Genomic DNA, 25,851 nt, shown 5'->3' with positions numbered 1-25,851 from the left:
TCCCGTACTGCGCAAGGTAGCGCTTCTCATGCCGGCTGTCGGTGCTGCCACATCCTGGTTGTACGATTCCCCTGTCGTCGAGCCGCTCAGGCTTCGCCGGGTCCCGCTCCTCACTGCGTGTGCCTGCTTCGCACTCGGCGATCTACTCGCTCTCCGCTGGCAACCGACGCTCCTGCTCGCCGTCGCCACGCTCTTCCTCTTCGCGCTGTCACTCGCAAGCCTCCGCAAGGCTCCTCGCGTTGCAATCGTTCCTGTCTACGCGCTCTGGATCGCCATCGGCTGCTGGTGCGCGCTGATCGAGCCAGCCGTCCCGCAGCAACAAGCGCTTCATCATCTAGCCGACGGCCTTACCCGCGACGTCCACGGCGCTGTCATCCGCGTACGCACGCTTCCTCCGCCGCCACGTAACTCACCCCATCCCGCCTTCGAGCCCGGCGCCTGGGATACCGACCCCGATCCCGATACGCAGTCCGTCGACATCGACGTCCAGTCCGTCGAATACCTTACGCCTGACCTCTCCGCCATGCAGGCCACCGCCGGAGGCATCCGCTTCACTGTCAATGGCCCGCAGCTCGCACTTCATTGCGGCGACCTCATCGACGTTCCGCTTCGCCTCCGCACCCCCGACGTCTACCGCGACCCCGGCGCATGGTCCTACGCCGACTATCTCTTGGAAGAAGGCATCGGCGCGACCGGGAGCGCCCGATCCTCGCGCGTGCAGGTCCTTCACGCCGCGCGCCCGACTCTGCGCTGTCGCATCTTCGCCGCGCAAGCATGGGCTTCCGACCGTCTCCAGTCATTCGCAAACTCCAACGCCAGCCACCACCTTCCTCAAGCCCTGCGCCTCACATCAGAAGACGCCTCCATGCTCAACGCCATGCTCTTCGGCGATCGCACGCACCTCACCCGCGCCCTGCGCGAAGCCTTCGAGCGCACCGGAACCTTCCACCTCTTTGTCGTCTCCGGCTTGCACGTTGCCCTTCTTGCCGGCGGCCTCTTCTGGTTTCTACGACGGCTCCGTCTCCCCCAAGGCATCGCCGTTCTGCTAACAATCCTCGTCGCCTTCGGGTACGCCGAGCTCACCGGCTTCGGCATCCCTGCCCAACGCGCCCTCATCATGACGGCGATCTACCTCATCGCCCGCTGGCTCGATCGCGAGATCACCGCGCTCAACGCTCTCGGCGCGGCCGCGCTTGCCGTACTTGTTCTCGACCCGCGATCACTCTACGAAGTCAGCTTTCAAATGACGTTCATGGTCATCCTCGCAATCGCTGGCCTCGCCATCCCGCTAAGCGAACGCCTCATCCTTCCCCGCCTGCGCGCACTTCGCCACCTCGATATTGTGCGCGCCGACGCCGGGGTCCCCCCACGCATCGCGCAGTTCCGTGTTCATACCCGCATGCTCACCGATCTCTCAGCCGACCTCCTCGGCCCCCGCCTCGCTAACCTACCCGCCTGGATCCTCCGCGCGTTCTTCTGGGCCTGCGAAGCCATCCTCATCTCGCTCACCGCCGAGCTCTGCATGGTTCTGCCCATGGCGATCTACTTCCATCGAGCCACGCTGCTTGCCCTTCCACTCAACTTCATCGACATCCCTCTGCTCTCCGTGCTGCTCTGCGTCGCGATCATCACGTTCCTCGCCTCGCTGCTCAGTGCCTGGCTTGCGCTAATTCCCGCCGCGCTCACAGCGCTCTTACTGCACCTCATGCGCTTCACCGTCGACCGCGTGCAAAATCTAGCCATCGCCAACCTGCGCACCCCGGAGCCTGCTCCCATCGCCCTCGCGCTGGCCTGCGCCTGCATTCTCTACTGCTGCTGGGCTCTCCGCGCACACCGCCGCACTTTATTCGCGACCGGAGTCCTGGTTGCTCTGCTAATCCCGCTCGCGGTTCTCTATCCGATACCGCCCCGCCTGCATCCTGGCGCCCTCGAAGTCACGGCCATCGACGTGGGCCAGGGCGACTCGATCTTCGTCGTTAGCCCAGCCGGCGAAACCATGCTGGTCGATGCAGGAGGTCCCACCGGCCGCGGCGAAAATGCGCCAGCCAGCGCATGGGACGTTGGCGAGGAGGTCGTCGCACCCTACCTTTGGTCGCGCCGCATCCGTCATCTAGATGTGGTCCTGCTAACCCACGCGCACTCCGATCACATGGGCGGCATGCCCGCTGTCTTGCGCGACTTCCATCCGCGCGAACTCTGGATCAGCATTGACCCCGGCGACTCTCCGCTCTTCTACGCTCTACTCGCGCAAGCCCGTGCCCAGCACATGATCATTCGCCACCTGCATGCGGGCCAGGCTTTCACCTGGTCCGATCTGCACGCCACCGTCCTCGCGCCAGAAGCCCCTTACGCGAACGGCGGCACGCCCATCAACAACGACTCGCTGGTCGTCCGTCTCGACTACGCTCAAGCCAGCGTCCTGCTCGAAGGCGACGCAGAAGCGCCCAGCGAGGAGGCCATGCTGGCCAACCACCGCGTCCTTCCCGCAACGCTGCTGAAGGTCGGACACCACGGCAGCCACACCTCCACCACACCCGAGTTCCTCGCGGCCGTCTCGCCCCTCGACGCCGTCATCAGCGACGGCCAGCACAACACCTTCGGCCATCCCAGCCCCATCGTCATCGACCGCCTGGCTGCGTCCCATATCCGCACCTATCGCACCGACCGCCTCGGAGCCACCACCTTCCTGCTCACCCCTGCGGGAGGAATCTCCGAAGCATCTGCCGCGTCTAATTGGTAGACAGTCCTCAGGACTTAAACGTAGGTTGGAAGTTGTCAGCCTCCATTGCTTCCAGCGTTTCGTCCTCCGCACCTGTCGAACCCCAAGGAGCCGCGATTGCCAAACCCCGACCCGATCCCCACGACCCCGGCCGTCAATCCCACCCCCGCTTCCCCTGACGCCCAGGAAGAAGCACGCCTCATCCGCCGGCTTCAGCTCATGATGAACCTGGTGCTACAGACCATCGCACAGGACCATTCCCTCACCATCGACGACGCGTCGCAGATGATCGGCGACGCGCGCTCTGCTGCCCTCGCCATGTTTCCCGGCAAGGAGCTGGCCTACGACCTCATCTGGCGTCCCCGCTTCCAACGCCTGATGCGCGAACGCTTCCGCATCATGTAGCGCAAGCCTGATCCCGCGCCACACCCATCCTCGCCGTCCGCGCAGGACTATGGCGACTTTCCTGACGCGGTTACCGCGAGGTTCACTCCACTCACATCGCCCGTCACGACCAGCGGCTGTTCCGTCGTTCCATACTTCTGCACGACGGTCTCCTTGGTATGAAACGGCGGCATGGATCCAAGCCCGTTCGAGATCTCCTCGCGCCTCACATCCTCGGCGTCCTTGACCTTAATCACGTAGCTTCCCTCCGGCACAAACGGCATCCGAAACATCGGCTCATCGCTCTCTACCTTCACCGATGCAAGTTCTTCGCCTTCGCCATCCGAGTAGCACAGCACAACCGTTCCACCATTGATCGCGCGACCGCCGCCTGCCTGCACAATCTGCCCACTGACCATGTGCAGCTTCGACACGGGAATGGTGATGTTGGCACCCGACACCTCCTGCGAACTGTCCACATGGATGGGCTTCGCGTCTCGCAGCCGGACCGTATCGCCACTGTAGTAGTCCAGGGAGAAGTGCGGGAACGACGATATTCCTTGAGGCTGCTCCAGCACGCTCGACACAAACATTTCGTCGAGCGAAAAACTCGCCTTCAGCAAATACTCCCCCGCCAATAGACCAGTAATGCGGAAGTTACCCAAATCATCCGTATATCCACCACTTACCAGCGGCAACGTCTGCCACTTGCCCTTCGCATCCTTCTGCATCACCTGCACCTGCACATCGGGATACGGCTCTCCGTCATCGAAGCTAAGCGTCCCGCTCAAACTCGCCCCGCGCGTCAAATGAATGTCCATCGTCGCCGAGTTATTTGGCACCACCGTGACCACTGGCAAATACGCATCCATCTTCTGCTGATCATCCGGCGTCGGATGCGAAAGCTGTTGATTCGTGAACATCGCAAACGGCGACAGATACCCCGGCATCTTGACCACCACGTAATACGAACCAGGCCTCACACGCGTGATGCGGTACCCGCCGTCGAGCGCGGTCCGATAGATCTGGAACGAACTTGTCTGGCGCGTATCACTCTTCTTCGCATCATCACTCGGCACTTGCACTGGCTGCAGCGCCACCTGCGCCAGCCGCGCGGGGCTGCCGGTATCGGCCAGGTAGACGTGCCCCATGATCGTTCCGGTAGTCTCCGCAGTCGCAGGCGGCATCGCAGCCTGCTGCGCCAACCCAACCGACCCTGCCACGCCCAGCATTGCCGCAGCCATCCATCGCATCGCGCTCGCTCTCCGTTTACACGTACTGCATGGACGCTACGGTATGGCCGTGGTCAACGGCACGTACAGATTTATTTCCTACGAGGCCCCACGCGCCGACCGCCCTGAAATCTCCGCAGCCCGCGTCTCCGCGAACGCCGCCGCTCCCAGCAGAGCACACGAGTCATCCAAAATCACTCGCACCGGCATCGCCTCCAACAAGGGGGAGAGCCTTCCCTTATCCAGAAACGCCTGCGCAAATTCGCCACTCTGCATCGTCTTCAGAATCTTCGGAGCAATGCCGCCCCCCAGGTACATCCCACCTGCCGCCAGCACCTTCAGGCCCACGTTCCCCGCCTCTGCGCCAAACGCGGACGTGAACATGCGCAGCGTCTCAAGGCAGATTTCGCTGCTTCCGTCCTCGCCGCATTGACCGATCACGGCATTCGGATCTTCGCTCTTCATGCGTTCGCGCAGCCACGCAGGCTCTTCCATCTTCTCGTCATCACGCAAAAACGCGTAGACGTTCTTGATCCCAATCCCCGACACCACGCGTTCAAAACTTACGCGTCCATTCAGCGTTCTCCGCAGGTACTGGAGCAGCGCAATCTCGCGATCGTTGCGCGCTGCAAAGTCGCAGTGGCCACCTTCCGACGGGATCGGCCGATGCTGCCGTGTCTTCTCATCCCAGATCAGCAGTGCCTCGCCAAGTCCCGTTCCCGCCGACACCAGTCCCCTGTGCCCCTCCGCCGTCGGGTCGCCCTTGAGCAGCGTAAAAATCTTATCCGGCGCCAGCTCCGGAATCCCGTAGCCATTGGCCTCCAGATCATTGATCAGAAAAACGTGCTCGATCCCTAACGACTTCTCGAGCTCGCGTTCATCCAGCGTCCATGGCAGGTTGGTCAGCTTCAGGCGCCCATCGCGCACCGGCCCCGGGCATCCAAAACACGCCGCGATGATCTCTTCCTTCGACCCCTCAGCCTGAGCCAGAAATGTCTTCACCACCTCATCGAGCGTAGCGTGCTCGCTGGATGGGAATTTATTCTCCCGCACCAGGCCCAGCCGCCCACTAACAAAGTTGTACAGCGCCAGGTGAACCTTCGTTCCGCCAACATCGCCTGCAAGAATCATCCGCAACCGTCCTACTCACTGCTTTTATATCTCGAGCGTACCGACGCGATACCCATTGCCGGCTTCTTCTGCTGGTGGCAGCTTCGCTGCGGCAGCCTCATCCAGCAAGAAGAGAAGCTTACCATTCGCAGGCCGTATTAGTTGCGATGGCAGTCGATCCGGATCGCGCGGCCCGGTTAAAACCTCGGCCAGTACATCGGTCTTCGATGGCCCCTCCACCTCAAAAACGACCTCCGCCGCATGATTGATCACCGGCCACGTCAGCGACACTCGCCACACATCCTTCTGCGGCACATGGTTTGCAATCACCAGGCGGCCCAACTCATTCAACCCCTCGGTGTTCGGAAACAGCGAGGCTGTATGCCCATCCGGCCCCATCCCGAGCGTCACCGAATCGAACGCCGGTGTCTCGGCTCCTTCGAGCTTCAGCACGTTGCGAAGCGTGCTCTCATAGCGGCTGGCAGCGACCTCAGGATCCAACTCGCCCTCCATGCGAAACACATTTTCTGCAGGAATAGGCACCTTGCTGAGCAGCAGATCGCGCGCCACGCCGTAATTCGACTCCGGACTATCCGGCCCAACGCACCGCTCATCCACCCAGAACAGCTGCAGCTTGTCCCACGGAATCGTCTTCGCGAACGGGCCCGCTGGATCAGCCAGCAGCTTGAACGTAGCCTGCGGTGTACTACCACCCGAGATCGCCAGCCGCGCCACGCCATGCTTGGCTACTGCCGTCTCTACTGTCTCGGCAAACTTCCGAGCCGAAGCGAGCGCCATCTCCGCCGCTGTCGGCCAAACCTGGTATGTAACTTTAATCAAACGCGCCATCTACCCGCTCCACTCAGAAATTTCAAACCCAACCAAAAGAGCGGTCGCAGCGGCTGTTCCCCGCCGCAACCGCTCTCTCTATCCTCTACACTCTGCTCTTACAGCTTGTACCACTTCCGTCGATCCCGCTTCAGCAGTGCATCCGCAGCCGGAGGGCCCCAGCTTCCCGCCTCGTAATTCGGGAAGTCATTGGGCGGACGCTTTGCCCACGCCTCAAGAATCGGCGTCATCAACGCCCACGTTGCCTCAACACCCGAGCGATGCGCGAACAGCGTTCCATCGCCCAGCATCGCATCCAGCAGCAACCGCTCGTACCCGTTCGCCGAACTCTTGCCGAAACTCTCGGCGTAACTGAAGTGCATCTCCACGGGCATCACATTCGTCGTAGGTCCGGGAACCTTCGCGCCAAACATCAGCGAGATGCCCTCGTCCGGCTGAATGCGCATCTTCAACACATTCGGCTGCACCTGGCTCTTCGCGTCGTCGGACTTGAACATATGCAGCGGTGGCTGCTTGAACACCACCGTCACCTCGGTCACGCGCTTCGCGAGTCGTTTGCCTGCACGCAGATAAATCGGCACGCCAGCCCAGCGCCAGTTCTCAATCTGCAGCTTCATCGCCACAAACGTCTCGGTATTCGAGTCCGGATCCACGCGGTCTTCTTCGCGATAGCCAATCACCCTTTCGCCGTCCACGCGGCCCGGCCCATACTGCCCGCGCACCGTGTCCTCCACCTGGATCGGATCGATCGCATTCCAAACCTTCAACTTCTCGGTGCGCACGGAAGCTGATTCAAAGCTATCGGGTGGCTCCATTGCAACGAAGCTCAGCACTTCCATCACGTGATTCTGCAGCACGTCGCGCAGAGCGCCTGCGCTCTCATAGAACGGTCCGCGTCCCTCGATGCCAATCGACTCAGCAGCCGTAATCTCCACGTGGTCAATAAAATTACGATTCCAGATCGGCTCAAAAATCCCGTTGCCGAAGCGGAAGACCAGGATGTTCTGCACCGTCTCCTTGCCCAGGTAATGATCGATGCGGAAGATCTGGTCCTCATGCAACACCCGGTTGATGTCATCATTCAGCTTGCGAGCCGACTCCAGATCCGTTCCGAACGGCTTCTCGATAATCACGTGCATCCACTGCCCGGGCTCCTTCGAGGTCGTCATCTCATGCTTGCCCAACCGGTCGGTGATGTCGGCAAAATACTCTGGCGCCACCGCCAGGTAAAACAGCCGATTCCCCTTGGTGCCAAGCTCCTTGTCGATGTCTTCCAGAAATCCCTTTAGCTTTTCGAAACCCGCATCGTCATCGAAGTTAGTAGTGAAGTACTTCACCCGCTCCATGAATTTCTTCAACTTTGGATCAGTCGGCTCCACACCGCCGCCCTTCACAATGCCGTCTTCCATGTCGGCTGCGAACTTCGCGGAAATATCTCGCCGCGCCACACCCACAACAGCAAACCCCTCGGGCAACAAACCTTCCTGCTGCAAGTGGAACAGCGCCGGCAGCAGCTTGCGCTTGGTCAAATCGCCGGACGCTCCAAAGATCACGACGATACAAGGATCAGGAACTCTCTCCTGCTTCTTAATGTGATGCTCGAACCCTGCCTGCATCCCCGCATGTTTTACTTCGTTTGGCATCTACTGCTCCTTACGTATCTTCACAACTCTGGATTTCCGCTTAGCTTATGAGTGATGAGTAGTCTTCACAACCGCACAAACCACTGTCTCTATGTTTTCTTCACGGCATGCCCGCCAAACTCATGGCGCATCACCGAAAGCATTCTGTCCGTAAAGTTATCGTCCTCGCGCGAACGCACACGGCGTATCAACGACTCCGTAATCACCGGCGCAGAAACATTCAGATCAATCGCCTCGAACACGGTCCAGCGACCTTCACCCGAATCCGGCACATATGGCTCCAACCCATCCAGCGTTGGATTCTTCTTGAGCGCGTCCGCCGTCAGGTCCAGCAGCCACGACCGCACCACCGAACCATACCGCCAGATATTCGCAATCTGAGTCAGGTCCAGCTCCAGCGGCTTCTTCGAGTTCATGATCGAGAAGCCTTCTGCATACGCTTGCATCAATCCGTACTCAATCCCGTTGTGCACCATCTTCACGAAGTGCCCTGCGCCGCTCGGCCCCGTGCGTCCCCAGCCCGTATCCTTCGTTGGAGCCAGCGCTTCAAAGATCGGCCGCAGGCGCTCAATCACTTCCTCATCGCCGCCCACCATCATCGAGTAGCCTTCGGTGATGCCCCAGATTCCGCCCGACGTTCCAACATCCACAAACTCAAAACCCTGCGGCTTCAACTGCGCATAGCGCCGCTGCGAGTCCTTGTAGTTGGAGTTTCCGCCGTCGATAAAAATATCGCCCTTCTGCATCAGCGGCTTCAGCTTGGAGATCGTGTCGTCCACCGGATCGCCCGCCGGAACCATGATCCAGATCGCACGCGGCGCCTGTAGATTCTTGACCAGGTCTTCAAGCGAGCTCACGCCCACCGATCCGGCATCATTCAGCTTCTTGACCGCATCGGCGGAAAAGTCAAAGCCGACAACCTTGTGGCCAGCAAGGCGAAGACGCTCCGCCATGTTGCCGCCCATCTTTCCAAGTCCAATCAATCCCAGTTCCATGTTGCAACCGCCCTCACGCGGAAAGTACCACTTAGAGAGTAAACTCAATCGCTGTCAATGCCCAGCCTACCGACTCACCTTTCGCCGTTAGATCTACCTTTTCATGCCTTTACAGCCCAGCCTCGATTCCTCGCCTTACGAGCAGATTGCCAATGCCGGACCCTCATTTGCCGTCGGAATAATCGGCTCCCAGCGTGGTCGATTCCCATGCTGAAAGATCCTTCTGCAGTGCCTCGATCTTCGCCTTCACCCGCGGAATCGTGCTCGCCCCCAGCAGCAAATGCAGCGGTGGATTCTTAGCCTCCACTGCCTTCACAATGGCCTCTACGGCCTTCTGCGGATCTCCCGGCTGCTTCCCGTCCTGCTCCGTGTAATACGCCCGCATCTTGCCCGACGTCTGGTCATAGTCCGAAATTTTGGCCTTGGCCTCGCCGCCTGCCTTACCCAGAAACTTCGTTCGGAACGGTCCCGGTTCCACGATCGTGACAGAAATCCCCAGCGGCTTTACTTCCTGCGCCAGCGCCTCGCTCAGTCCCTCCACCGCAAACTTCGTGGCGTTGTACAGACCAAATCCCGGCGTAGCTACCAGTCCGCCAATTGAAGAAAGATTCACAATGTGCCCCGACCCCTGCTCGCGCATCTGCGGCAGAACCGCCTGCGTCACCCGGATCAGCCCAAACACGTTGGTCTCGAACATCGGCCGAAACTCATCCTCGGCCGACTCCTCTACAGCTCCGACCATTCCATAGCCAGCGTTGTTCACCAGCACATCGATGCGTCCAAACCACTTCACCGCCGCGTCAACCGTAGCCTTCACCTGCTTCTGGTCCGTCACATCCATCGAAGCCACCAGCGCGCGCTCCGGATACCGCGTACCCAAATCCGCAAGCCCCTCTACCTTGCGCGCCGTCGCCACCACACGTGCACCCTGTGCCAGCAAATACTCCACCAGCTCGCGACCGAACCCAGTCGACGCCCCCGTTACCAGCCAAACCTTTTTGTTCGCGTTATCCATAACCAATCAGACGCTCCCCACGCGCCTCACGATGCAACCCGGTCTCGCTCTACATCGCGAAACTTTGCGCCTCTCTTCGCGCCCTTTGCGTCAGAGCCCTTGCCCTTCCCCCACCACCCTTACTCCGTCAGCTCCGTCACGCCATCGTCTCCCGCCACCAACACCATCGACGTCATACCCAGAAACAGCCCGTGTTCGACCACCCCAACAATTCCGCGAATCTCAGCCGCCGTCTCCTCCGGCTCCGGAATCGTTCCGCAAGCGCAATCCAAAATGAAATTATCCTCGTCCGTCATATAGACCGAGCCATCCGAATGATGCCGTAACTTCGGCCGCAACCCCAAGTCACTTAGTTTCCGCTCGACCAGCGGCAGCGCCATCTTGACCACCTCCACCGGCAGCGGAAACCGCCCCAGCACCCGCACCACCTTCGTCGAATCCACCACCACCACAAACCGATCCGCCGCGCTTGCAACAATCTTCTCCCGCAGCAGCGCGCCGCCTCCACCCTTAATTAACGCAAGCTCCGGCCCCACTTCATCAGCGCCGTCAACATACAAATCCAGTTCCGGCAGCTCCGCCAGGGTCACCACATCCATCCCCAGCGACAGCCCCAGGTTGTGGCTAGCATCGCTCGAAGCCACGCAGCGAATCTTCAGCCCAGCCCGCACCCGCTCCCCCAGCGCCTTGATGAACATGACAGACGTTGTGCCAGTTCCCAACCCGACCCGCATCCCGTCCTTGACCAGTTCCGCCGCCCGCCGTCCAACCAGCGCCTTAGCCTCATCCTGCGTCATCAGCACCACTCCAATTCTTCGCAGTTCAGGGTCTTAGCCGCGGGCCCTCAATCGGCGAGGAAAGAAGGCCCACGGCTAAAACCCTGTCTGGAAAACCTGAAGGCGGCGGCCCAACAAATGCCGCCGCCTTCACGACTCACTAGCTTTTCTTCACCAGCTTCTTCGCTACTTCCACAACATGTCCAACGGAAATCCCCAGCTTTTCCAGAACAATCGGTCCTGGCGCCGAAGCTCCAAAGCGGTCAATGCCAATCGCAACTCCATCCCGGCCGATGTACTTCCACCAGCCCATCGTCGCTCCGGCCTCAACCGAAATCTTCGGCACGCCATGCGGGAAGATCGACATCTTGTACTCTTCCGTCTGCTCTTCAAAGATCTTGAAGCTTGGCATCGACACGACCGTCGCGTTGATCCCGGCATCCTTCAGCTCGAGCGCTGCCTTCATCACCACCTCGACCTCCGATCCCGTCGCCACCAGCACAATGTCCTTGCCAAACGCCTCGAGCACATACGCACCCTTCCGCGCTCCCTCGTTCACCTTGTACTTGGCCGCATCCAGCACCGGCAGATCCTGGCGGCTCAGCGCCATGAAGCTTGGTCCATGCCGCTCCAGCGCCAACTGCCAGCAAGCCGCTGTTTCGTTCGCGTCCGCCGGACGGAAATCCGTCAGCTTCGGAATCACGCGCAGGCTCATCAGGTGTTCAACCGGCTGGTGCGTAGGCCCATCCTCGCCCAGCCCCACCGAATCATGCGTGAAGATATAGAGTGAGTGCGATCCCATCAGCGCTCCCATACGCATCGCCGAGCGGCAATAGTCGCTGAACGTGAAGAACGTCGATCCAAAGGGAATCAACCCGCCATGCGCCGCCATTCCGTTCACCGCGGCCATCATCCCAAACTCGCGTACGCCAAAGAACACGTTGCGCCCCTTGGGATCCACATGGAAGCTCGGCGAATCTTTGAAGATCGTCTTCGTCGACGCCGTCAGATCAGCCGCGCCGCCAAACAGCTCCGGCACCACCTTCTCGATGGCGTTCATCACCATTTGCCCCGCGTTGCGCGTCGCGATTGGCTTGTCCGTCGGGAACACAGGAATCGACTTCTCCCAGCCCGCCTCAAGCTTGCGCTCGTGCGTGCGCTCGTACTGCGCACCCTGCACCGGATACGCCTTCTTGTACGCATCGAACTTCGCCTGCCACTCTGCCTGCGCCTTCTTGCCCTTCTCTACGGCCTGCAGCCAGTTCTTGCCCGCCTCTTCCGGCACGTAGAAGCTCTTGTCCTCAGGGAAGCCAAGGTTCTTCTTCGTCGCCTTCACGGCATCCGCACCCAGCGCCTCACCGTGGACCTTGTTGGTCCCGGCCTTCGGGCTGCCGTAGCCAATCACCGTCCGTACCCGGATCAACGACGGCTTGGTCGTCTCCGCCTTCGCCGCCTCAATCGCCTTCTCAATCGCCACCAGGTCGTTGCCATCTTCCACCATCTGCACATGCCAGTGGTAGGCGTGGAAACGCTCCGTCACATCTTCGGTATAGCTCAGCTCCGTCGGGCCATCGAGCGAAATCAGGTTATCGTCATACAGCACGATCAACTTGCCCAGCGACAGCGTACCCGCCAGCGACGCGCTCTCGTGCGAAATCCCTTCCATCAGATCGCCATCGCCGCACAGCACATATGTGTAGTGGTCCACAGGCGTATGGCTCTCACCCTTCGAATCCTCAACATGCGTATTGCCGCCGTTGTTGAATACCGCTGCCAGATGCTTCTCCGCAATCGCCTCGCCCACAGCCATTGCAAAGCCCTGGCCCAGTGGTCCGGTGGTCACTTCCACGCCCGGCGTATCCCCGCACTCCGGGTGGCCCGGCGTCTCCGACCCATACTGCCGGAACTGCTCCAGCTGCTCCATCGGCAAGTCATAGCCGGTCAAATGCAGCACGCCGTACAGCAGCGCCGACGCGTGCCCGTTCGACAGGATGAACCGGTCCCGATCCGACCACAAAGGATCCTTCGGGTTGTACTTCATGAATTTGTGAAACAGCAGGTAGGCAATCGGAGCGCAACCCAGCGGCGCTCCGGGATGGCCACTGTTGGCCTTCTGCACCTGGTCAACGGCCAGAAATCTCAAAGTGTTAATCGACAACTGATCCAACTCATCCTGTTGCCGCTGACCTAACGCCTCTTGCTGCACTTGTTCAATCATTCCTGTCCTCGAAAGAGAAATGCGCGTAGCTCCGCGCTTCACAACCATTCAGATGCCCAATCCCACCGACCAGGCACGTTTACCAGTGTACTCGCGCAACCGCGAATGCCAAGCCAACCCCGGAAGACGCCCCGACCATTACTCCCGCACCATCTCCGCGCCCCCAACCAGCCGCTCCTTCACATCCCGCATCGGCGGCATTCCAAAAAACCGCCGATACTCCCGGCTAAACTGGCTGGCGCTCTCATACCCCACCTCAAACGCCGCACTCGCCGCGTCCATCCCCTCATTCACCATCCGCTCCCGCGCCACGTGCAGCCGCACCTGCTTCTGATACTGAAGCGGACTCATCGCCGTCAGCGACCGAAATTGGTGATGCAGCGTCGACACGCCCATCCGCGCCATCTCCGCCAGCTCCTCCACCCGCAGCGGCTTCGCATAGTTCTGCCGCAGCCACTCCACTGTCTTCGACAGCCGCTGGCTCTGCTCACCCAGCGTCGCAATCGCCCGCAGATTCCGCCCCTGCGGACTGGTCAGCAGCCGATAGATCACCTCACGCTGCACCAACGGCCCCAGGAACGGAATGTCCTGCGGCGCATCTAGCAGGTCGACCATCCTGCAGCACGCATCCAGCAACTCTGCCGAGCTCGTCCCAATCGCCATCCCCCGCGCCGCGCGACTCTCGCCCAGCGCATGAAACTCCTGCTGACTCAGAATCTCCCGCACCATCGGCATCTCCAGCCGCAGAACCAACGCCAGAATCGGCTTCTCCTTCGTCGCCTTCATCACCTTGCTCATCACCGGCAGGTCCACCGACGTAAGCAGAAAGTTCGACCCATCCATCACATACACGGTCTTCCCTACGGTGATCTCTTTTTCGCCCTGGACGCTCACCACCAGGCTCGGCTCATACGCCGCCGATACGCAGGACGCCGAAACCGATCGCCGATAAAGCCGCAATCCGGCAATCTCAGTTTGCGAGTCGCCTTCTCCGAGGGCCCTCCGATCAATCTTCGCCATCAGCTCAACGCGACCCGCCTCCGCGTTCGACTCCAAGCCCTCACCCGGTCTGTCCGCTGCCGTCGTCATCGCCATCCCTCAAATCCACCTTAACTGTAAATTCACACGCCCATACACGAAAATGCCGCCTTCGACAGAATCAGGCAAGCAATCGGCAGGATTGGGATACCGCCTCATCCCCTAATCTCCGTACTCTGAAACCCGAGCGAGTCTCCCAACCACTCGCTAGAAACCGAGGACTTCCCCATGTACCAAGCCAAAGCCTACTCCGTCTCCAGCGCCACCTCCGCCTTCGCTCCCACCACCATCTCCCGTCGCGAGCCCACCGACACCGACGTCCAGATCGAGATCCTCTTCTGCGGCATCTGCCACTCCGACCTCCACCAGGCACGCAACGAGTGGAAAGAGTTCATGCCCACCGTCTACCCCTGCGTCCCCGGCCACGAGATCGTCGGCCGCGTCACCAAGGTCGGCTCTTCCGTCGCCAAGTTCAAGGTGGGCGACCTCGCCGCCGTCGGCTGTCTCGTCGACACCGACCGCACCTGTCCAGAGTGCCTCGCCGGCCTCGAACAGTTCTGCCCCAACCCCACCCTCACCTACAACTTCCCCGACAAGCACACTGGCGGCGTCACCTACGGTGGCTACTCCGACAGCGTTGTCGTCGACGAGCGCTTCGTCCTCCGCGTCCCCTCCAACCTCGACCTCGCCGCCACCGCCCCGCTCCTCTGCGCCGGCATCACCACCTACTCGCCCATGCGCCACTGGGGAGTCACCAAGGGCAAGAAAGTCGGCATCGTCGGTCTCGGCGGCCTCGGCCACATGGGCGTGAAGTTCGCGCACGCCTTTGGAGCCCACACCGTCGTCTTCACCACCTCGCCCAACAAGAAGGACGACGCCCTCCGCCTCGGCGCCGACGAAGTCGTCCTCTCCAAGGACGCCAACGACATGGCCAAGCACGCCTCCAGCTTCGACTTCATCCTCGACGCCGTCTCCGCCGACCACGACCTCAACGCCTACATCCAACTCCTCCGCCGCGACGGCACCCTCACCCTCGTCGGCGCCCCCGAGAAACCCCTCCCCATCGCCGCCTTCGGCCTTCTCTTCGGCCGCAAGAGCGTCTCCGGCTCACCCATCGGCGGTCTCCCCGAAACCCAGGAGATGCTCGACTTCTGCGGTGACCACAACATCACCTCCGACGTCGAAGTCATCCCCATCCAGAAGGTCAACGAAGCCTACGAGCGTCTCCTCAAGTCAGACGTCAAGTACCGCTTCTCCATCGACATGGCCTCGCTCAAATCCGAGTAGCTGTCGCTGTCGGACCGAAGTTCTGAAGAGCCAGATGTCTTGACCGTGATGGCGGTGATGACATTGTTCCGAGCCAGCGAAATGTTGTTCGCTGGCTCGGTCAGGACATCTGAAAAGGAACCGCGTGGAGCGGATTCGGATATGAATACGTGCTCGCGGATGCTCGTGGGCCCGACCAAATCGCGACTACGTTAGTGGACGGAGACGCGGAGGACCTCGCCGCCGCTAGGCGCTGCACCGAAGTTCGAGACGTAGAGGTAGCCATCCGGGCCGAAGGTCATACCAGTAGGCCCGGTGAGTCCGGTGGCTACCTCCTCGATATCGCCGGTGCGGTTAACGCGGACAACCTTACCGTAGCCAGCCATCGGGAAGCCGGGAGGTGCTGGGAAGGGGGGATCGTCAGAGAGTTCCAGCGCATAGAGGAGACCATCAGGGCCAAAGTCGACGGCGACAACTGTGGTGAAGCCAGCGCGCGATCCCGAGAGCCGAAGCTTCTGGGGCTCATCGCCGCAGCCGAAACCGAAGAGGAAGGGCCAGGGGCATGCGCCAACGTTGAAGCTCATGACCTTGCTTGAATCTGGCGTGATGGGAAAGAGTCCGAGGTTGCCGATGTAGAACTTTCCATCGTTGACGGCGATGGAGGTTGGCACGATGTGGCCCTGCTGCATAGAGATGTCGAGATCTTCACGGATGTCTCCGCCGGCGGAGGTGGAAAAGAGCTGGCCATGGTTGGGTTCGAGGGTGTAGAGCCGGTTTTCGTAAGCGATAAGGCTGTAGAAGACACCGTCGGGCTCGAAATCGGCCATGTCCGGATAAGCGGCGGGGTGACTCTTAACGAATTGACTCAGGTTAACGATGGCTTTCCAGGAACCGGATTTGGTGTCGACGCGGGCGATGACGTTAGGCGACGAGGCGTTGCCGTGGGAGCAGCCTCCCGCAGCCGTAACAGCGTAGAGGGTGCCGTCGAGGAAGGCGATGTCTGCCACGCCTTGCAGGTCGCCCTCAGCGGCGAGCGTGGATGGGAATCCGGAGGCAACGGTGGTGCGTTTGCCGGACTTGTCCAGTTTCGAGATGCGTCCACTATTGCCCCCGAGGTAGGCGCCGATGGGGGGCAGAACCTGGGCACAGGAGCCGACAGTTGACACGCTGCCTCCGGTCCCGGCCTCGGCGACGTAGAGATCGCCGTCCGGGCCGAATTTAAGGCCGCGGGGAGCTTCCAGTCCCGTGGCGAAGACCGCTGCGTTCGACGAAAGCGGTGGAGTGGGTGTGGTGGACTGTCCATAAGCCGGGGCGAAAGCTATACTGGCGGCGGATGCCGCGAGGCAAAGATAAGCACCTAGTCTGATGTTCACGATCGGACCTCTTTTCTGGGAAAGGCCCTTGGCCACCCGGAGCCAAGATCAACCTGGAAGCTCGACCGCGGAAGTATCTTGCCGTAAGTTACGTGGGTTACGCCAACGGAATCTATGGGATGCTGGGGACAGCTTAATGATGAACAACGGGACCGAGCCGACCGCCCCTGAGATAAAAGAAGAGCTTGAACGCATACTGACTTCGAAAGTGTTCTCCGCTGCGCAGCGGAGCCAGGCCTTCCTGCGCTATGTGGTGGAGCAATCTCTGACGGATGCGCCGCCTCCTCTCAAAGAGTTTTCGATCGCGATGGACGTCTTCGCTCGGGGCGATGACTACGATCCCTCGATCGACGCTACGGTCCGGGTTGAGGCTGGCCGGCTGCGAAGCCGACTTCGGGAGTATTACGACACCGAGGGCAGCGGCGATCCCATCTCTATCGATGTCCCCAAAGGAGCGTATTACCCGGCCATTGCGTTTCGCGACCGCGAGACCGTTGCAGCGAAAGAGGTCCGGCCGAATGTGGTGGGACCCCAGTCGGCGCAAACGACTCCAGTGCGTACGCCTCTGAGTTGGAGCCGTTGGGCGGTTGTCGGTTTCGTGCTGCTCGCTCTGGTTACAGCCGGTGTGTGGCGATGGCACCCGTCGAGAAAGCAGGTAGTGAGTGATCCTGCGAGTAGTCAGCAGATTGCGCTGGCAGTCCTACCGTTCGCAAATGAGACCGGGGACAAGGCGAACGACTACCTGGTGGATGGGTTGACGGACAATCTGATTCGGCAGTTATCAGAGATTCCTCCGCTCAAGGTGATGGCTCGCAGTGCAGTCTACCGGTTTCAGTCCAGCACGGATAAGGCTGTGAGTGTAGGGCGTTCGCTGCATGTGAACAATGTGTTGACCGGCGATGTGCACCAGGTCAATGGCAAGTTGATAGTCGACACGGAACTGAGCAACATGTCGGATGGCAGCATCATTGAGAGCCACCGGTATCTGCCGGAGGGCGACGATCTGGCGCCGGTGCAGGCGAGCATCACCCAGAATCTGATTCACGGATTAAAGATCGAGCTGGATGCGAGGCAGTCAGCGCATGTTCTGCGGCCCGTCTCTACGAGCGTAGAGGCATACCAGGAGATGTTGCGGGGAGAGAGCGAGGCACGGGGAAATTCTCCGATAGAGCTTCACGACGCAATTAAGCATTTCGAGCAAGCGGTTAAGCTTGATCCGAAGTTCACGATTGCGTGGTCGGACTTGGCCCAGATCCATCTGTTGCTCGGGATTTACTTCGAGGATCCGCGGCAGCACATGCCACTGGCGAGCGAGTATGCGACCCGCGCGCTGCAACTTGACCCCGGATTTGGGGAGGCGCATGGGACCCTCGGCCTGGTTCAACTGCTTTATAACTGGGATTATTCCGCGGCGGCGTCGGAGCTTGCTTCCGTTAAGGATGAGCAGAGCGCGATGACTGCGCTGAGCTGCACAGCGCACCTGATGTCGCAGACGGGCCGGACACGCGATGCCGATGAGATGGTGCATTCCATGTTGGGGTACGATCCGCAGTCGGCACAACTGATCGGCGAATTGGGTTGTATCGACTACTATCGTGGTGACTACGACAATGCGATCAAACACTATCGCGAAGCAATGGCGAAGGATCCGCACTCGCCAGTACCGTATTGGGGATTAGGGAAGACCTTATCGCTTCAGGGTAAATACGGCGAAGCCGTGGAGATCTTGCGCCAGTTCAAGCGCGCGAGCGGGTTTGAGCCTCCTCTACTGACGGCCGAGATCGGCTATGCCCTGGGACGAGAGGGCAAAACGAGCGACGCAGAGAGGGAGATCGCGGAGTTGCGTGAGGAGTCGAAATCAATGTTTGTCGATCCGTACTTCGTGGCACTCATTTATCTGGGCATAGGAGATGAGCAGGCCACACTTCAGTGGCTGGATCGCGCCTATGTCGTGCGATCGCCCTTCCTGATTTCCATTACGACAGAACCAAAGTGGAAGCGCATGCTTGGACGTCCTGGGCTGCAGGCATTTTTAGCGAAGATGACTCCGCAGAATCGCGCGCGGGCCTAAACAGATCCGACGCACTGAATCAGCGACAATCCAAACTGCCCGCAAAGTCGTCTTTAGGCACTTCGATCCGCAGTTGCCGAAAACGCCGTTCCTGCCACATTGATTGTCACCGCTCGTGCCTGCCACCACACCACAACTGCGCTTTCCTGTAACTAATGACAGTTGTCAATCGAGTGAACGGCTCATACTCTTGAGTCCTCTTTGCCTAATGTCCAGCCCAAATTCAGTCACAGTGCGGAGCCGAGCCTCTTTGCGAAGCTCCGCAAAGAGGCAGCAGTGCAAATGAGTTCGGAGCAAGCGAGCGGCCAAGGCTTGGAAAGCCATATTTGATATGCAACGGTCGTGTCGGTTAGGGTTGGCGGCGACATTATTGTTCTGTGGGCTACGCGGGGTTCTTGCCCAGGACCTCTCGCCGCGTGCGTATACCGTTACGCCCATCCACTTCAACGCAACGAATCTCACCTCGTCTTTTTTCGACGGCAGCATCAATTTCAACGGTGTGCTGCCGGCGACAGGCGCCACGGGCACTTATAACGTCGGAATCTTCAGCCTCTACCATAGCTTCAGTTTCTTTGGACGGTCGGCCAACGTGGTCGCGGCGCTGCCGTACGCGGTAGGGAACTTCCAGGGAACGATCGCGGGCGCAGGACAAAATCTCTACCGCTCCGGCTTGGCCGACACAGTCTACCGACTTTCCGTGAACCTAAAAGGCGGCCCAGCGATGGAGCCGCGAGAATTCGCGAAGTGGAAGCAGAAGGTGTTGATCGGAGCCAGTTTGAAGGTGACGGCTCCAACCGGGCAATACGACCCGACAAAGCTGATTGGGTGGGGCACCAATCGCTGGGCCTTCAAACCGGAGATTGGCTATTCTCAGCGTAGCGGCAAATGGGTTCTGGATGCCTATGCGGGAGTCTGGTTCTTTACAACCAATCCGCTCTACTGGTCGAACAATATCTACTATGCAGGGACGAGGTCGCTATCGCAGAATCCGGTGGGAGCGTTGGAGACTCATCTGAGTTACGACTTCGCGAAACAGCGGCTTTGGGTCTCCCTCGACGGTAACTACTGGTTCGGAGGAAGCACCAGCATCAATGGAATAGAGAACCCTGCCACCACGGCCAGGAACTCACGTATTGGAGCCACCGTCTCGATCCCCATCACCAAACGCAACGCTATAAAAGTGAGCTACAGTGACGGCGCTCATATCGAGTTCGGCGGCAACTACCAGAACGTGTCAGTTTCGTGGCAATACAGTTGGCTGGGAAGACCCCAATGATCTGTGGCACAACTTGGGTACCCCGTCGGACCGGCCCCGAGGCGCCCTGTGCGATCCAACGAAGCTAAACTAAAACCAGCATGTACACCATCGCTGCCTTCTACCGCTTTCTCGCGCTCGCCGATCCCGCCGCCCTCCGCGACGCACTGCGCGCCACCTTCACCTCGACCGACCTCCTCGGCACCACACTCATCGCCCCCGAAGGCATCAACGGCACCATGGCCGGCTCGACTGAAACCATCGACCAACTCCTCAGCTTCCTCGCCGCACGCACCGGCCTAAGCCGCTCCGAAGTGAAATTCTCAACCGCCGAAGCGCCTCCCTTCCGCCGCCTCAAGTTCAAGCTCAAGCGCGAGATCATCACCTTCCGCAACGCCACCGTCGACCCCGCGCGCCCCGGCCAGTACGTCGACCCCGACCAGTGGAACGCCCTCCTCGCCGACCCCGAAGTCCTCCTTCTCGACACCCGCAACACCTACGAGACCGCCATCGGCACCTTCGCCGGCGCCGTCACTCCCCCGCTCGACACCTTCTCCGACTTCTCCGACTACGTCCGCGAACACCTCGACCCCGCCCGCCACCGCAAGGTCGCCATGTTCTGCACCGGCGGCATCCGCTGCGAAAAGGCCTCGGCGTACATGCTCCAGCAAGGCTTCCCCGAGGTCTACCACCTCAAAGGCGGCATCCTCAAATATCTCGAAACAGTCCCCACCGAATCCAGCCAATGGCAGGGCGCTTGTTACATCTTCGACGAACGAGTCTCCGTAGACCACGAAGACTTCCAAGCCCCCTAACCATCCTCCAAAAACCAAAATCCCCGCCCATTCGCGCAAAGAGCACGCGATAAGGACGGGGTACCTGGTCTCTTGAGCTTTACTTCTTGGGCCGCGACTCCGGCGGCACAAGACCTGCGAGGCGGTAGTACACAACGAGCTGGCCGTAGTGTTCCCCGCTATGTTCGATGATGCCGTAGGCCATGTCGAGAACACGCGATTTCTGCCCAGGGAAATACTCAAACTCCGTCGTCATGCCTTTCTCGCCTTGCGCCTGGATGGCGGCTGCGCCATCGGCGAAGGATTTCTTGACGAACGCAACGATGTCGGCCTTGGACTTATATTGGTCGCGCTTCGGATCTCCAGCAGGAAGCTTCTGCCCCGTCACAGTATTCGTGAAGTAGTAGCAAGAACCCGCCGCATGCAGCAGCTGCTCGGCGAAGCTCCGCTCGGCGGGTGTCGCCTTGAAGTCATATTTGTCCTCGGGAAAATCTTCGGCCATCGCCGTCAACTTGCGGCCAATATCATTCCATGAATCGAGCACGACTTTCACTTCCGGATCGGCAGGTTTGGCTGCATCTTTCTTCATCGCGTCCTGGGCATGAGCGGCAAATGCGAATGCCACCAGAACGATAGCGAGAAACGGTAGTCTTTTCATTTCTTTCTCCTAGATTGAATTTCGCGATCAAACCTCAGCTTCTTATTTCGCCTGCGCCAGCTCTGCAACAACGGCCGCAATTTTATCGAGTGTCTCAACCCAGCCCTCGAATTGACCGCTCTCTTTTGCGCTATCAATGGGTTCATTTCCAATGTAAGTGAGTTTCGTCTGGCCGTTTCCGAGATCCTCAAAGAGGGTCACGTCGTACGCACCGTCGATAGCCTCTTCCATTCCTAATTCCGCAGGATCGATCTTGTTTCCCTTCGAGTCCGAAAAGTACATGGAGGAAACGATCTTCTCGTGAAGAACAATCTCGTGGTATTCAATCGCATTCCAGCCCTCGTACCCATCCGGCGTCTTCATGCAGAGGAGAGACTTTCCTCCAACGCGAAAATCCATCTTGCAGGCGGGGCAGCTAAAGCCTTTCGGCCCCCACCACTGCATCACGTATTTCGGGTCGGTCCACGCCTTCCAGACCAACTCGCGTGGGGCATCAAAAACTCTTGTAACGACCATCCGCTCAATTTCGCTAACCTTGTTTTCTGCCATCTCTGACCTCCTCTTTCTTCATTTGATTGACAACTACTTCCAGTTTGTCGAAGCTCTCTTCCCAGAACCGGCGATAGCTGATCGCCCAGTCGCTGACTGTCTTGATCGCCTCGGGCCTAAGCGTGCACACACTCTCTCGTCCACGCTTCGTCTTGACTACAATTCGCGCCCGCACCAGGGTCGCGATATGTTTTGAAATCATCTGCTGCGAGAGTGAAAACGGTTCCGTCAATCCATGCACAGAGGCAGGCCCGTGGGAGAGTCGTTCGATCATTGCCCGGCGGGTTGGATCAGACAAGGCCGCAAATGTTGTACCAAGATTATCCACAACCGAATGGTAGTGGATTGGCTGTCAATGTCAACTGCTAATTTTGCGATTCGTGGTTTCTGCCCGAATCTTTTAGCCCTAAAAGCGGTGCTGATACTCGACTTGCCAGGACCTCAGCGACGAAGGTCAAATCGCCAACGCGACAAGCGCGAACCGTCCCGCCCCATCTCTCGGTCAAATCAGGCGTTCTCGGAACGAGAAGCCTTGCCGTCCGCCCAGAACTGTCAAGCCCCCAACCGCCCGTAATCCCACCCAACTCACTGATTCCAAGCCAGATAAAACTTCTCAAAACTTGGCATAGTTACCCCCCGCCAATCACTACAATTGAAGTAGGGATGAATCAGCGCGAAGCAGGAGGGGCTTGGCGCAGAACCGGACCGCAGCAAGGGGTATTTTGACTCCTAAGCCGCTTGGTTAGACTACTTTACAGGAGATGACGGCCTCGGCAGGGGGGGGTACTTTGGCTTCTAAGCCGTCTGCTTAGACTACTTTGCGAGCAAAGTATGACTCGGGAGGGGGGTGGGGGTACCCACAAGCCTCCGACCACCGCGACTACACCTTCAACCCAATCAGCCGCATCAACTCCACCCCATTACTCTTCATCGCCACGCCCTCCCGCAGCGTGAAATCGAAGCGCATCTGCCCATCCACAATCTGATCCTGAAAGTGCATATTTTTCATGGCTCCTTGCGGCAGTCCGACCATCTCCGCAAGCGCCAGATCATGAGTGGTGACCATCCCAATCGCGCCAGCCTCCACCAGCGCGCGCACCACGCCTTCCGCGCCCACCAACCTGTCCTTCGAATTCGTCCCCTGTAGTAACTCATCGAGCAAAAACAACATGCCCGTCTGACCACCGCTCCCGCTTTTACTCTCGCCGTCCGCGCAGGACTCTGCTAGCGAACAAATTCTACCCAGCTTCTCGATCTCCGCATAAAACCGCGAATGCCCTTCCTGCAGCGAATCATTCAACAGCAAGCTCGCGCCAATCTTCAGCGGCGTCAACCTAAACCTCTTCGCTCGCACCGGAGCTCCACACATCGCAAGCACCGTGTTCACGCCGAGCGTGCGCATCAGCGTACTCTTTCCGCTCATATTCGATCCCGAGATAAGCAGCACACGCGTCTCGCCGCCAATCTGCAGACTGTTCCGCACGCACTTCGACGCGGCAATGAGCGGATGCCCGATCTTCTCGGCATCCACGCAAGCGCCATCACGCTCGAACTCCGGAAACACGTCCGCAGGATGCTCGTACGCATACATGGCCAGCGAGTTCAGCGCCTCCATCTCGGCGACGGCTTCGATCCACAGCGGCACCGCACTTCCATGCTGCCGCCTCCACCGCTGGATCGCCCAAGCCACCTGCACCGAATACATCAGCGGCGTATTGAGCCCCTTCACGATCAGGTTGTCCATCGAGTCGCGCCATTGCCCAAGCTTGCCCAGCTTGCCAATCGCCACGGACCCAGCAACCTTGTGCGACGCCAGCTTCTGCTTGATCTCCAACAGGCGTTCCGACACGAACGTCTCCGCCTCCATCACCTCCAGCAGCGACGCAAGCAGCTGCATATTCTTCAACGCCGCATCCGTACCGTCGAGCACAGCCGTGATCCTCTTCTCAAACGGCCGCCGGACAAACCTCTCCACCACCATCACCAGCAGCATCAGGCTCAGCCCATCGCCAAAGGTGAACGACCTGAGCGCATCAATCGTCCCGCCCAGCCACACCCAAAGCGTCGCAGCCGCGACGATCGCCCACACAACTGCCAGCACGCCCGCAACCCAAGGCATCCACCGCTGCGTCAGCACATCGTCGGCCGCGGCCCACTTCCTGAGCGCCTCAGCCTGCACACCCACCGCAGCCGTCTCGCCCGCCACGCCCATCCGCTCCCGCAAGTCGACTCGCCCACGTAACTCGTCGACAGCCGCCTGTCGCCGCAAAATCTCCGGTACCTCTGCCGGCTCCAGCAGCCAGGTGAGCAGCGTCTCTTCGCCCATCCGTGTCCGCGCGCGGCACAGCAGCTCGAACATCCCACCGTGACCCACGATGTCCAGGTCACCTGCGTACAGGCTCGCGGTCTGCCGCGCCCGCACATCTGCGGAGAGTCCGGAAGTCTCGCGTACCTCCAGACCAATCCAGCGGTCCTCGATGCGCGCGATGCCCCGACGATAGATCTCCGCAGCCCGCCGCGCCGTGCTCAGCCGCCGCGATACCCTCCCCTGCCACACGCCAAGCGCCACAAACAGCACGATCGGCACGAGCACACCCCAACGCGGGCCATCCTTCAGAAAAATCGTGAGCCACGCCACCCCAAGAAACAGCACAACCGTCGCCAGCCGCAGCCAGCCCAGCAACAGGTGCAAGGCTGTCAGCTTCGATGCACGCTCTTCGCGCGACAACAATCGCCGCTGATACTCGTGCAGCGGTCCAGCTTCCACCCCATCGCTCATCACTCCATTATGGACGCGCCGGGAATATACATAGCGCATCCTCTAGTGGTGTGGGCTCGACGGTGCGCTGCGCGGTGCCGGCGGCGGCGATGGCCTTGGTGCTGGCGCTGCGCCACCTCCGCCGGGGCGAAACCCTCTTGGAGACCCCTTGAGAACCAGGCTGAACTGGCGACGCTGCGCGGTAGCCATGAAGTGCAATCTTCCTCATTCCCGGAGCTCAAACTTTTGAAAATCAAGCTGTTCGTAACGAAGTAGAAGTGTACCCCGCTGATACGCACAAAAGTGTTCAGCTAATTTGACTCGACAAGCCACCACACGTTCCGCCTCCGTCATCACATATCGATGGAACCATTGGGTGGTTCCAGGCGTATCCTCTTGTCGTATCCCAAAAGACCGCGCGCGCCCCTGTGCGCTGGAGGATTGATGACCCGCACTCTTCGCTCCCTGACCACCTTTGCCGCCGTAGCCGCGCCTCTCGCATGCCTTTTGCTCTCCGGCTGCCACGTCACCGAGGACGACCACGGCGACCACAAGAACGTCAGCATTGGCACCCCCTTCGGCTCTATGAAGGTGAATACCAACAAGAATGGGACCGACACCGCCTCCATCGGCATCACTGCCTACCCCGGCGCCACTCCCATCAATGACAAGGACGACGACAACTCCAACAATGCGAACGTCAGCATGAACTTCGGCCCCTTCCACCTCGGTGTTAAGGCTGCCGACTTCCAAAGCTCCGACCCCTCCGACAAGGTCATCGCCTTCTACATGAAGGATCTCGCGTCGCGCTACGGCAGCGTTATCGAATGCCGCGGCCACAACTCCGTTGGCTCCGTCAATCGCACCTCCCAGGGCCTGACTTGCAACGATGACGAGCACACCCACATCAAGACCGGCGATGGCCACTCCAAGGGCTTTGCCATCAACAACGGCAACTCCGCCACCGACATTGAACTGCGCTCCGGCTCTCCACAGCATTTGCACATCGTCGGCGTAGAGCCCCGTGACGGGGGCACCAAGATCGGCCTTGTCTCCCTCGATCTCCCGTCAGATCTCTCCAACCACGACAGCAAAGACAGCGAATAGCTCCATAGCGTTTGCTACGCGGCCACTGCTCGACTAACCTT

The 25,851-nt window shown here is 59.9% G+C and carries 21 protein-coding genes; 7 read left to right on the top strand and 14 right to left on the bottom strand.

Going from position 1 to position 25,851, the window contains the following annotated elements:
- The first annotated feature begins 28 nt into the window (after positions 1-28).
- On the top strand, positions 29-2,740 hold the full coding sequence (locus GSQ80_RS20960) for a DNA internalization-related competence protein ComEC/Rec2 (RefSeq protein ID WP_254059829.1): 2,712 nt from the start codon (positions 29-31) through the stop codon (positions 2,738-2,740).
- A gap of 96 nt (positions 2,741-2,836) precedes the next feature.
- On the top strand, positions 2,837-3,124 hold the full coding sequence (locus GSQ80_RS20955) for a hypothetical protein (protein WP_371315748.1): 288 nt from the start codon (positions 2,837-2,839) through the stop codon (positions 3,122-3,124).
- Positions 3,125-3,171: 47 nt separating this feature from the next.
- Here the strand turns inward: GSQ80_RS20955 and GSQ80_RS20950 are convergent, their stop codons facing one another.
- The 9 genes from GSQ80_RS20950 to GSQ80_RS20910 form a co-directional block, all read right to left on the bottom strand.
- Positions 3,172-4,356: a carboxypeptidase-like regulatory domain-containing protein gene (locus GSQ80_RS20950; RefSeq protein WP_158789600.1), complete on the bottom strand. Its 1,185-nt coding sequence runs from the start codon at positions 4,354-4,356 to the stop codon at positions 3,172-3,174.
- 78 nt (positions 4,357-4,434) lie between these two features.
- Positions 4,435-5,466: a glucokinase gene (gene glk / locus GSQ80_RS20945; protein ID WP_158789599.1), complete on the bottom strand. Its 1,032-nt coding sequence runs from the start codon at positions 5,464-5,466 to the stop codon at positions 4,435-4,437.
- Positions 5,467-5,490: 24 nt separating this feature from the next.
- Entirely contained in the window at positions 5,491-6,294 is an 804-nt protein-coding gene (gene pgl / locus GSQ80_RS20940) for a 6-phosphogluconolactonase (RefSeq protein ID WP_158789598.1), read from the bottom strand.
- 98 nt (positions 6,295-6,392) lie between these two features.
- Entirely contained in the window at positions 6,393-7,937 is a 1,545-nt protein-coding gene (gene zwf / locus GSQ80_RS20935; protein WP_371315747.1) for a glucose-6-phosphate dehydrogenase, read from the bottom strand.
- An 89-nt stretch (positions 7,938-8,026) separates the two neighbouring features.
- On the bottom strand, positions 8,027-8,932 hold the full coding sequence (gene gnd / locus GSQ80_RS20930) for a phosphogluconate dehydrogenase (NAD(+)-dependent, decarboxylating) (protein ID WP_158789597.1): 906 nt from the start codon (positions 8,930-8,932) through the stop codon (positions 8,027-8,029).
- Between the two features lie 163 nt (positions 8,933-9,095).
- Entirely contained in the window at positions 9,096-9,947 is an 852-nt protein-coding gene (locus GSQ80_RS20925) for an oxidoreductase (protein ID WP_158789596.1), read from the bottom strand.
- A gap of 119 nt (positions 9,948-10,066) precedes the next feature.
- Entirely contained in the window at positions 10,067-10,744 is a 678-nt protein-coding gene (rpiA, locus tag GSQ80_RS20920) for a ribose-5-phosphate isomerase RpiA (RefSeq protein ID WP_158789595.1), read from the bottom strand.
- Positions 10,745-10,883: 139 nt separating this feature from the next.
- Entirely contained in the window at positions 10,884-12,941 is a 2,058-nt protein-coding gene (tkt, locus tag GSQ80_RS20915; protein ID WP_158789594.1) for a transketolase, read from the bottom strand.
- A 138-nt stretch (positions 12,942-13,079) separates the two neighbouring features.
- Positions 13,080-14,036, bottom strand: coding sequence for an AraC family transcriptional regulator (locus tag GSQ80_RS20910; protein WP_216850504.1), 957 nt, complete (start codon positions 14,034-14,036; stop codon positions 13,080-13,082).
- A 171-nt stretch (positions 14,037-14,207) separates the two neighbouring features.
- Between GSQ80_RS20910 and GSQ80_RS20905 the strand changes: the two genes are divergently transcribed.
- Complete coding sequence (locus GSQ80_RS20905) at positions 14,208-15,266, top strand: NAD(P)-dependent alcohol dehydrogenase (protein ID WP_158789593.1); 1,059 nt, start codon at positions 14,208-14,210, stop codon at positions 15,264-15,266.
- A gap of 191 nt (positions 15,267-15,457) precedes the next feature.
- On the opposite strand, the gene GSQ80_RS20900 is transcribed toward GSQ80_RS20905, so the two are convergent.
- Positions 15,458-16,618 (bottom strand): ScyD/ScyE family protein, encoded by a 1,161-nt coding sequence (locus GSQ80_RS20900; RefSeq protein ID WP_158789592.1) that lies wholly within the window; start codon positions 16,616-16,618, stop codon positions 15,458-15,460.
- A 136-nt stretch (positions 16,619-16,754) separates the two neighbouring features.
- Between GSQ80_RS20900 and GSQ80_RS20895 the strand changes: the two genes are divergently transcribed.
- The 3 genes from GSQ80_RS20895 to GSQ80_RS20885 all read left to right on the top strand — a co-directional run bounded on the left by GSQ80_RS20895 (position 16,755) and on the right by GSQ80_RS20885 (position 20,759).
- Complete coding sequence (locus GSQ80_RS20895; RefSeq protein ID WP_158789591.1) at positions 16,755-18,689, top strand: tetratricopeptide repeat protein; 1,935 nt, start codon at positions 16,755-16,757, stop codon at positions 18,687-18,689.
- Positions 18,690-19,020: 331 nt separating this feature from the next.
- A complete protein-coding gene (locus GSQ80_RS20890; protein ID WP_158789590.1) occupies positions 19,021-19,965 on the top strand; it encodes a transporter in 945 nt (314 codons plus the stop codon).
- Positions 19,966-20,045: 80 nt separating this feature from the next.
- Complete coding sequence (locus GSQ80_RS20885; protein ID WP_158789589.1) at positions 20,046-20,759, top strand: rhodanese-related sulfurtransferase; 714 nt, start codon at positions 20,046-20,048, stop codon at positions 20,757-20,759.
- Positions 20,760-20,838: 79 nt separating this feature from the next.
- On the opposite strand, the gene GSQ80_RS20880 is transcribed toward GSQ80_RS20885, so the two are convergent.
- The 4 genes from GSQ80_RS20880 to GSQ80_RS20865 all read right to left on the bottom strand — a co-directional run bounded on the left by GSQ80_RS20880 (position 20,839) and on the right by GSQ80_RS20865 (position 24,724).
- Positions 20,839-21,396, bottom strand: a complete 558-nt coding sequence (locus tag GSQ80_RS20880; RefSeq protein WP_158789588.1) for a DinB family protein — start codon at positions 21,394-21,396, stop codon at positions 20,839-20,841.
- A gap of 42 nt (positions 21,397-21,438) precedes the next feature.
- Positions 21,439-21,945 carry an SRPBCC domain-containing protein gene (locus GSQ80_RS20875; protein ID WP_158789587.1) on the bottom strand — a complete coding sequence of 169 codons (507 nt, stop codon included), beginning with the start codon at positions 21,943-21,945 and terminating at the stop codon, positions 21,439-21,441.
- A complete protein-coding gene (locus GSQ80_RS20870; RefSeq protein ID WP_254059828.1) occupies positions 21,926-22,273 on the bottom strand; it encodes a helix-turn-helix transcriptional regulator in 348 nt (115 codons plus the stop codon). The genes GSQ80_RS20875 and GSQ80_RS20870 overlap by 20 nt, the downstream gene beginning before the upstream one ends.
- Before the next feature lie 552 nt (positions 22,274-22,825).
- Complete coding sequence (locus GSQ80_RS20865) at positions 22,826-24,724, bottom strand: mismatch repair protein (protein ID WP_158789586.1); 1,899 nt, start codon at positions 24,722-24,724, stop codon at positions 22,826-22,828.
- Positions 24,725-25,147: 423 nt separating this feature from the next.
- On the opposite strand from GSQ80_RS20865, the gene GSQ80_RS20860 reads away from it, so the two are divergent.
- On the top strand, positions 25,148-25,810 hold the full coding sequence (locus GSQ80_RS20860) for a hypothetical protein (RefSeq protein ID WP_158789585.1): 663 nt from the start codon (positions 25,148-25,150) through the stop codon (positions 25,808-25,810).
- The last annotated feature ends 41 nt before the right edge of the window (positions 25,811-25,851 follow it).

Source organism: Granulicella sp. L46 (assembly GCF_009765785.1).
Classification (GTDB): domain Bacteria; phylum Acidobacteriota; class Terriglobia; order Terriglobales; family Acidobacteriaceae; genus Granulicella.
This window is presented reverse-complemented; position numbering and strand designations above follow the sequence as displayed.

What these genes read in the sequence shown, in the direction of transcription:
- GSQ80_RS20960 (WP_254059829.1), top strand. Translation starts at nt 29, where the DNA reads ATGCCGGCTGTCGGTGCTGCCACATCCTGGTTGTACGATTCCCCTGTC.
- GSQ80_RS20950 (WP_158789600.1), bottom strand. Translation starts at nt 4,356, where the DNA reads ATGCGATGGATGGCTGCGGCAATGCTGGGCGTGGCAGGGTCGGTTGGG.
- glk (WP_158789599.1), bottom strand. Translation starts at nt 5,466, where the DNA reads ATGATTCTTGCAGGCGATGTTGGCGGAACGAAGGTTCACCTGGCGCTG.
- pgl (WP_158789598.1), bottom strand. Translation starts at nt 6,294, where the DNA reads ATGGCGCGTTTGATTAAAGTTACATACCAGGTTTGGCCGACAGCGGCG.
- zwf (WP_371315747.1), bottom strand. Translation starts at nt 7,937, where the DNA reads ATGCCAAACGAAGTAAAACATGCGGGGATGCAGGCAGGGTTCGAGCAT.
- gnd (WP_158789597.1), bottom strand. Translation starts at nt 8,932, where the DNA reads ATGGAACTGGGATTGATTGGACTTGGAAAGATGGGCGGCAACATGGCG.
- GSQ80_RS20925 (WP_158789596.1), bottom strand. Translation starts at nt 9,947, where the DNA reads ATGGATAACGCGAACAAAAAGGTTTGGCTGGTAACGGGGGCGTCGACT.
- rpiA (WP_158789595.1), bottom strand. Translation starts at nt 10,744, where the DNA reads ATGACGCAGGATGAGGCTAAGGCGCTGGTTGGACGGCGGGCGGCGGAA.
- tkt (WP_158789594.1), bottom strand. Translation starts at nt 12,941, where the DNA reads ATGATTGAACAAGTGCAGCAAGAGGCGTTAGGTCAGCGGCAACAGGAT.
- GSQ80_RS20910 (WP_216850504.1), bottom strand. Translation starts at nt 14,036, where the DNA reads ATGGCGATGACGACGGCAGCGGACAGACCGGGTGAGGGCTTGGAGTCG.
- GSQ80_RS20905 (WP_158789593.1), top strand. Translation starts at nt 14,208, where the DNA reads ATGTACCAAGCCAAAGCCTACTCCGTCTCCAGCGCCACCTCCGCCTTC.
- GSQ80_RS20895 (WP_158789591.1), top strand. Translation starts at nt 16,755, where the DNA reads ATGATGAACAACGGGACCGAGCCGACCGCCCCTGAGATAAAAGAAGAG.
- GSQ80_RS20890 (WP_158789590.1), top strand. Translation starts at nt 19,021, where the DNA reads ATGCAACGGTCGTGTCGGTTAGGGTTGGCGGCGACATTATTGTTCTGT.
- GSQ80_RS20885 (WP_158789589.1), top strand. Translation starts at nt 20,046, where the DNA reads ATGTACACCATCGCTGCCTTCTACCGCTTTCTCGCGCTCGCCGATCCC.
- GSQ80_RS20880 (WP_158789588.1), bottom strand. Translation starts at nt 21,396, where the DNA reads ATGAAAAGACTACCGTTTCTCGCTATCGTTCTGGTGGCATTCGCATTT.
- GSQ80_RS20875 (WP_158789587.1), bottom strand. Translation starts at nt 21,945, where the DNA reads ATGGCAGAAAACAAGGTTAGCGAAATTGAGCGGATGGTCGTTACAAGA.
- GSQ80_RS20865 (WP_158789586.1), bottom strand. Translation starts at nt 24,724, where the DNA reads ATGAGCGATGGGGTGGAAGCTGGACCGCTGCACGAGTATCAGCGGCGA.
- GSQ80_RS20860 (WP_158789585.1), top strand. Translation starts at nt 25,148, where the DNA reads ATGACCCGCACTCTTCGCTCCCTGACCACCTTTGCCGCCGTAGCCGCG.